The 6,634-nt window shown below is 71.5% G+C and carries 8 protein-coding genes and 1 pseudogene; all 9 read left to right on the plus strand.

The genetic code is table 11. The features are described 5' to 3' along the window. Nucleotides 1-439 (plus strand): hypothetical protein (locus IE312_RS27840; protein WP_229900516.1); only part of this gene is annotated, 439 nt, incomplete at its 5' end. Between the two features lie 124 nt (nucleotides 440-563). After that, nucleotides 564-1,469: a pyridoxal 5'-phosphate synthase lyase subunit PdxS gene (pdxS, locus tag IE312_RS27845; protein ID WP_189985052.1), complete on the plus strand. Its 906-nt coding sequence runs from the start codon at nucleotides 564-566 to the stop codon at nucleotides 1,467-1,469. Nucleotides 1,470-1,482: 13 nt separating this feature from the next. Then, on the plus strand, nucleotides 1,483-2,082 hold the full coding sequence (pdxT, locus tag IE312_RS27850) for a pyridoxal 5'-phosphate synthase glutaminase subunit PdxT (protein ID WP_189985053.1): 600 nt from the start codon (nucleotides 1,483-1,485) through the stop codon (nucleotides 2,080-2,082). A 65-nt stretch (nucleotides 2,083-2,147) separates the two neighbouring features. Next, nucleotides 2,148-2,900, plus strand: coding sequence for a YebC/PmpR family DNA-binding transcriptional regulator (locus IE312_RS27855; protein ID WP_189985054.1), 753 nt, complete (start codon nucleotides 2,148-2,150; stop codon nucleotides 2,898-2,900). A gap of 125 nt (nucleotides 2,901-3,025) precedes the next feature. After that, the gene (ruvC, locus tag IE312_RS27860; RefSeq protein WP_189985055.1) at nucleotides 3,026-3,565 is read left to right on the plus strand and encodes a crossover junction endodeoxyribonuclease RuvC; all 540 of its coding nucleotides are present in this window, start codon (nucleotides 3,026-3,028) and stop codon (nucleotides 3,563-3,565) included. Further along, a complete protein-coding gene (gene ruvA / locus IE312_RS27865; RefSeq protein ID WP_189985056.1) occupies nucleotides 3,562-4,167 on the plus strand; it encodes a Holliday junction branch migration protein RuvA in 606 nt (201 codons plus the stop codon). The genes ruvC and ruvA overlap by 4 nt, the downstream gene beginning before the upstream one ends. A gap of 26 nt (nucleotides 4,168-4,193) precedes the next feature. Then, a complete protein-coding gene (ruvB, locus tag IE312_RS27870; RefSeq protein WP_189985057.1) occupies nucleotides 4,194-5,288 on the plus strand; it encodes a Holliday junction branch migration DNA helicase RuvB in 1,095 nt (364 codons plus the stop codon). A 177-nt stretch (nucleotides 5,289-5,465) separates the two neighbouring features. Further along, complete coding sequence (yajC, locus tag IE312_RS27875) at nucleotides 5,466-5,966, plus strand: preprotein translocase subunit YajC (RefSeq protein ID WP_189985058.1); 501 nt, start codon at nucleotides 5,466-5,468, stop codon at nucleotides 5,964-5,966. Between the two features lie 142 nt (nucleotides 5,967-6,108). Beyond that, nucleotides 6,109-6,634 (plus strand): annotated as a pseudogene (locus tag IE312_RS42115) (protein translocase subunit SecD); the annotation flags it as partial.

Raw genomic sequence — 6,634 nt, forward strand, 5'->3', positions numbered from 1 at the left:
CGCGCGGGCCGCGCTCGACGCCCAGTTGCTGCGGCGGGCCTCCGTCGCGCAGGAGCTGGCGACCTCGGGCGTGCTGGACCCGGCCGCCTCGATCGTGCTGTACGAGGCCGCGCACGCGGCCCGGCAGGCCGAGGAGGAGCAGCGGGAGGTCGCCGAGAGCGAGCTGAGCCAGGCGCTGCGCGCGGTCTTCGGGGACCCCGCGCAGGTGGAGGCCGTACGCGAGGCGCCGGGGGGCGAGGAGGCGGCCCGTGAGCTGGCCGAGGCGGTCCGTCGCGTCCCGATGGCCCGCCGGTTCCACAACGACGCCGTCGGCGCCGCCCGCCGGCTCCGCGAGCACCGCAAGGTCCGCTGGTTCCGGCTGGCCGGCCACGCCCCCTTCCCGCTGGCCTTCGAGATGGACGACGAGCCGCCGGCCGCCCTGGTGGAGCGGGTCTCCTGACCCCACGCCGGCGGCCCCCGGGCGAAAACGATCCACCGGCTCGCCATTGGCCCTTGCTGTGGCCTGGTCCGTTCGCGTTTCCTCGGTGAAGCATCAACCACCTTTCACTTCAGTGAGGTCACCCGTGTCCACCATCCAGAACCAGGCTCCCGAGACCGGCACCGCCCGCGTGAAGCGCGGCATGGCCGAGCAGCTCAAGGGCGGCGTGATCATGGACGTCGTCACGCCGGAGCAGGCGAAGATCGCCGAGGACGCGGGCGCCGTCGCCGTCATGGCCCTGGAGCGGGTCCCGGCCGACATCCGCAAGGACGGCGGCGTGGCCCGCATGTCCGACCCGGACATGATCGAGGGCATCATCGACGCCGTCTCGATCCCGGTCATGGCCAAGTCCCGCATCGGCCACTTCGTCGAGGCCCAGGTGCTGCAGTCCCTCGGCGTCGACTACATCGACGAGTCCGAGGTCCTCACCCCGGCCGACGAGGTCAACCACTCCGACAAGTGGGCCTTCACCACCCCGTTCGTGTGCGGCGCGACCAACCTGGGCGAGGCCCTGCGCCGCATCGCCGAGGGCGCCGCGATGATCCGCTCCAAGGGCGAGGCCGGCACCGGCAACGTCGTCGAGGCCGTCCGTCACCTGCGCCAGATCAAGAACGAGATCGCCAAGCTGCGCGGCTTCGACAACAACGAGCTGTACGCCGCCGCCAAGGAGCTGCGCGCCCCGTACGAGCTGGTCAAGGAGGTCGCCGAGCTGGGCAAGCTCCCGGTGGTCCTCTTCTCCGCCGGCGGTGTGGCCACCCCGGCCGACGCCGCCCTGATGCGCCAGCTCGGCGCCGAGGGCGTGTTCGTCGGCTCCGGCATCTTCAAGTCCGGCGACCCGGCCAAGCGCGCCGCCGCCATCGTGAAGGCCACCACCTTCTACGACGACCCGAAGATCATCGCGGACGCGTCCCGCAACCTCGGCGAGGCCATGGTCGGCATCAACTGCGACACCCTCCCCGAGACCGAGCGCTACGCCAACCGCGGCTGGTAAGGCAACCGGATCCATGAACACCCCCGTCATAGGCGTCCTGGCCCTCCAGGGCGACGTACGGGAGCACCTCATCGCCCTGGCCGCGGCAGACGCCGTGGCCAGGCCGGTACGGCGCCCCGAGGAACTCGCCGAGGTGGACGGCCTCGTGCTGCCCGGCGGCGAGTCCACCACCATCTCCAAGCTGGCCCACCTGTTCGGCCTGATGGAGCCCCTCCGCGCGCGCGTGCGGGACGGCATGCCCGTCTACGGCACCTGCGCGGGCATGATCATGCTCGCCGACAAGATCCTCGACCCGCGCTCGGGCCAGGAGACCGTCGGCGGCATCGACATGATCGTGCGCCGCAACGCCTTCGGGCGGCAGAACGAGTCGTTCGAGGCCGAACTCGACGTCAAGGGCGTCCCGGGCGATCCTGTGGAGGGCGTCTTCATCCGCGCCCCCTGGGTGGAGTCCGTGGGTGCCGGCACCGAGGTGCTCGCCGAGCACGACGGCCACATCGTCGCCGTACGCCAGGGCAACGCGCTCGCCACGTCGTTCCATCCCGAACTGACCGGCGACCACCGCGTGCACGCGCTGTTCGTCGACATGGTGCGCGCGCACCGGACACCGGAGTAGGACGAGAGTCCTTGTAGGATCTCTGGCGTTCGTATCTGGATGGGTTACGCGAAGGAGACAGGCAGATGTCCGGCCACTCTAAATGGGCCACGACGAAGCACAAGAAGGCCGTGATCGACGCCAAGCGCGGCAAGCTCTTCGCGAAGCTCATCAAGAACATCGAGGTCGCGGCGCGTATGGGCGGCGCGGACCCCGAGGGCAACCCGACGCTCTACGACGCCATCCAGAAGGCGAAGAAGTCGTCGGTCCCGAACAAGAACATCGACTCCGCGGTCAAGCGCGGCGCGGGCCTGGAGGCCGGCGGCGCCGACTACGAGACGATCATGTACGAGGGCTACGGCCCGAACGGTGTCGCGGTGCTCATCGAGTGCCTCACCGACAACCGCAACCGCGCCGCCTCCGAGGTCCGCGTCGCCATGACCCGCAACGGCGGCTCCATGGCCGACCCGGGCTCGGTGTCGTACCTGTTCAACCGCAAGGGCGTCGTCATCGTCCCCAAGGGCGGGCTGAGCGAGGACGACGTGCTCGGCGCCGTCCTGGACGCCGGTGCCGAGGAGGTCAACGACCTCGGCGAGACCTTCGAGGTCATCAGCGAGGCCACCGATCTGGTCGCGGTCCGCACCGCCCTCCAGGAGGCCGGCATCGACTACGACTCGGCCGAGGCCAACTTCGTCCCGACCATGCAGGTCGAACTGGACGAGGAGGGCGCGAAGAAGATCTTCAAGCTGATCGACGCCCTGGAGGACAGCGACGACGTGCAGAACGTCTTCGCCAACTTCGACGTGAGCGACGAGATCATGGAGAAGGTCGACGCGTGACCCTTCGCCGAACCGGCGAAGTGGCGGCGGGCCGGTGGGACACGTCCCACCGGCCCGCCGTCATTGTCAGTGGGACCCGATAGCCTGCACAAACAGGTGATCGAGGGATCCGAGGGAGGGGCGCGGTGCGCGTACTGGGGGTGGACCCCGGGCTGACCCGGTGCGGTGTCGGCGTGGTCGAGGGCGTCGCGGGCCGGCCGCTCACCATGCTCGGCGTCGGGGTGGTCCGCACCCCGGCGGACGCCGACCTCAGCCACCGGCTGCTCGCCGTCGAGCAGGGCATCGAGCAGTGGCTGGACGAACACCGGCCCGAGTTCGTCGCCGTGGAGCGCGTTTTCAGCCAGCACAACGTGCGCACGGTGATGGGCACCGCCCAGGCCAGCGCCGTCGCCATGCTGTGCGCCGCCCGGCGCGGCATCCCGGTCGCCCTGCACACGCCCAGCGAGGTCAAGGCCGCCGTCACCGGCACCGGGCGCGCCGACAAGGCGCAGGTCGGAGCCATGGTGACCCGGTTGCTCAGGCTCGCCGCACCGCCGAAGCCGGCCGACGCGGCCGACGCCCTCGCGCTCGCCATCTGCCACATCTGGCGGGCCCCCGCCCAGAACCGGCTCCAGCAGGCCGTCGCCCGGCAGGCAGTCCACGCAACGAAAGGCCGTACGGCATGATCGCCTTCGTCAGCGGCACGGTCGCCGCGCTCGCTCCCGACACAGCGGTCGTCGAGGTCGGCGGTGTCGGCATGGCCGTCCAGTGCACGCCGAACACGCTGTCGACACTGCGGACCGGCCAGCCGGCCAAGCTGCACACCTCCCTCGTCGTCCGCGAGGACTCGCTCACCCTGTACGGGTTCGCGGACGACGACGAACGGCAGGTCTTCGAGCTGCTGCAGACCACCAGCGGCGTCGGACCGAGGCTGGCGCAGGCGATGCTCGCCGTGCACACCCCGGACGCGCTGCGCCGCGCGGTCGCCACCGCTGACGAGAAGGCCCTCACCGCCGTCCCCGGCATCGGCAAGAAGGGCGCGCAGAAGCTGCTGCTGGAGCTGAAGGACCGGCTCGGCGAGCCCGTCGGCGCCCCCGCCGTCGGCGCCCCGGTCAGCCAGGGCTGGCGCGACCAGCTGCACGCGGCCCTGCTCGGCCTGGGCTACGCCACCCGCGAGGCCGACGAGGCGGTGGCCGCCGTCGCGCCCCAGGCCGCGGAGGCCGGCGGCACCCCGCAGGTGGGGCAGCTGCTCAAGGCCGCCCTGCAGACCCTGAACCGCGCCCGCTGACCCGCGCCACCCGCTAGGAGAACTTCGTGAACTGGGACGACACGACCGGCACCCCCGGCGAGGAGCGGCTCGCCGATCCCGCCGCGGAGCGGCTGGTGGGCTCGGTCGCCGACCGGGAGGACCAGGCCGTCGAGGCCGCCCTGCGCCCCAAGGACCTCGGCGAGTTCATCGGCCAGGAGAAGGTCCGCGAGCAGCTCGACCTCGTGCTGCGCGCCGCCCGCGCGCGGGGCGCCACCGCCGACCACGTGCTGCTCTCGGGGGCGCCCGGCCTCGGCAAGACCACCCTGTCGATGATCATCGCGGCCGAGATGGGCGCCCCGATCCGGATCACCTCCGGCCCCGCCATCCAGCACGCCGGCGACCTCGCCGCGATCCTCTCCTCCCTCCAGGAGGGCGAGGTCCTCTTCCTCGACGAGATCCACCGCATGTCCCGGCCCGCCGAGGAGATGCTGTACATGGCGATGGAGGACTTCCGCGTCGACGTCATCGTCGGCAAGGGCCCCGGCGCCACCGCGATCCCGCTGGAGCTGCCGCCGTTCACCCTGGTCGGCGCCACCACGCGCGCGGGCCTGCTGCCCCCGCCGCTGCGCGACCGCTTCGGCTTCACCGCGCACATGGAGTTCTACGAACCGCACGAGCTGGAGCGGGTCGTCCACCGCTCGGCGAGCCTGCTGGACGTCGGGATCGAGCCGGACGGCGCCGCGGAGATCGCCGGCCGCTCCCGGGGCACGCCCCGCATCGCCAACCGCCTCCTGCGCCGTGTCCGCGACTACGCGCAGGTCAAGGCCGACGGACTGATCACCCGGGACATCGCGGCCGCGGCCCTCGCCGTGTACGAGGTCGACGCGCGCGGTCTGGACCGCCTGGACCGCGCGGTCCTGGTGGCCCTGCTGAAACTGTTCGGCGGCGGACCGGTCGGCCTGTCCACGCTGGCCGTGGCGGTGGGGGAGGAGCGGGAGACGGTCGAGGAGGTCGCCGAACCGTTCCTCGTCCGGGAGGGACTGCTGGCCCGCACCCCCCGCGGCCGGGTCGCCACGCCCGCCGCGTGGGCGCACCTCGGCCTCACCCCGCCGCGCCCGGCGGCCACGGGAAACGGACAACAGGACCTGTTCGGGGCGTGATGGCCGCCGCCCGGCGAGGGTGATGGCCCGGGCAGGAACCCAGGTGCCATGCTGAGCGTTGTTCCATGCAAGCGGACTCGCTTAGACTCCGCCGATGCCGCCCTTGTGGGCGGCGCCGACCCACCCCCATCCAACTGGCCGCTCACCCGCGCGGTCGCGCGAAGGAAATTCCGTCCCGTGAATGCCTATACCCTTCTCCCGTTCATCGTGCTCATCGCGGCGATGTTCCTGATGACGCGTTCGGCCAAGAAGAAGCAGCAGCAGGCCGCCCAGATGCGCAACGAGATGCAGCCCGGCTCCGGTGTCCGCACGATCGGGGGTCTGTACGCGACGGTCAAGGAGGTCAACGAGGACACCGTCCTCCTCGACGCCGCGCCGGGCGTCGACCTCCTCTTCGCGAAGAACGCCATCGGCGCCGTCCTCACCGACGACGAGTACAACCGCATCGTCCACGGCATCGAGCACGACCTGAAGTCCGACGCCGACGTCGTCCCGGACGACGCCTCCTCCCTCACCGAGACCGACGAGACCGACGGGCCCGCCGCTGCCGCCGCCTCCGACGACAAGATCGACCTCGGTAAGAAGGACGCCGTCGAGGACGAGGGCGCGGCCGGTGCCGCCGACGCGAAGGCGCAGGACGAGCCGAAGAAGACCGACGGCGACTCCGACGCGAAGTAGTCACGCCCCGGGAGGCGCGGCGGCGGCATGATGGCGCCCCGCGTATCCCGGGCGCGTCTGTTTCCCGCACGGGAGCCCGACACCATGTCATGGCCGACCGCGCCGACCGGGCGCGGGGCGGCCCGAGAGGGAGTACGAGAAGGTGGCAGCACCTAAGAGGGGCCGTAGCGCGAGCGCCCAGAGCAAGCCAGGGCGCTCGCTGGCCCTCATCCTGATCGCCATCGTGGCGCTCACCGGAGGAATGTTCCTCTCCGGTCACACCACTCCGCGTCTCGGCATCGACCTCGCCGGTGGTACGAGCATCACGCTCAAGGCGAAGGCCGACCAGGGGTCCGCGATCAACAAGGCCAACATGGACACCGCGGTCGACATCATGAACCGCCGTGTCAACGGCCTGGGTGTCTCCGAGGCGGAGGTGCAGACCCAGGGGACCGACAACATCATCGTCAACATCCCCAAGGGCACCAACTCCAAGGAGGCGCAGGAGCAGGTCGGCACCACCGCAAAGCTGTACTTCCGGCCGGTCCTGGCCAGCGAGCCCAGCGGCGCCGCCGTGAAGAGCCCCTCGCCGAGCGCGTCCTCCAGCGGCGGCTCCTCGCCGAAGCCGGGTACCAGCCCGTCGTCGTCCGCCTCCGCCAAGGAGAAGGCGTCCTCGTCCGGCTCCGCGT

Source organism: Streptomyces capoamus (assembly GCF_014654935.1).
Classification (GTDB): domain Bacteria; phylum Actinomycetota; class Actinomycetes; order Streptomycetales; family Streptomycetaceae; genus Streptomyces; species Streptomyces capoamus.

Excerpts from the sequence above, each read along its gene's own strand:
- pdxT (WP_189985053.1), top strand. The coding sequence starts at position 1,483 with ATGAACACCCCCGTCATAGGCGTCCTGGCCCTCCAGGGCGACGTACGG.
- IE312_RS27855 (WP_189985054.1), top strand. The coding sequence starts at position 2,148 with ATGTCCGGCCACTCTAAATGGGCCACGACGAAGCACAAGAAGGCCGTG.
- ruvA (WP_189985056.1), top strand. The coding sequence starts at position 3,562 with ATGATCGCCTTCGTCAGCGGCACGGTCGCCGCGCTCGCTCCCGACACA.